Raw genomic sequence first — 283 nt, forward strand, 5'->3', positions numbered from 1 at the left:
ATATACGAAGAGTTCACACCTGTCAAGTATTACTACTTGTCAGGTGTGAACTCTTTATTTCTAATGGTGGAAGAGACGAAGACCTGTCATGGCCATGGCAATCCCGTACTTATCGCAGGTACCGATAACATGGTCATCGCGAATGGAGCCGCCTGCCTGGGCAATGTAATCTACCCCGCTGCGATGAGCCCGTTCGATATTGTCACCGAAGGGGAAGAATGCATCGCTACCGAGCGATACGCCGTGCAATTCCCTTAGCCAAGCTGTCTTTTCTTCCCTCGTC

Annotated in this window: 1 pseudogene; it reads right to left on the bottom strand. The window is 50.2% G+C overall.

What is annotated here, in order from left to right:
* Positions 1–60: 60 nt before the first annotated feature.
* Positions 61–283, bottom strand: a pseudogene (locus PGX78_RS07300) (phosphoribosylaminoimidazolecarboxamide formyltransferase); the annotation flags it as partial.

Source organism: Megasphaera sp. AF13-6AC (assembly GCF_027685385.1).
GTDB lineage: Bacteria > Bacillota > Negativicutes > Veillonellales > Megasphaeraceae > Megasphaera > Megasphaera micronuciformis.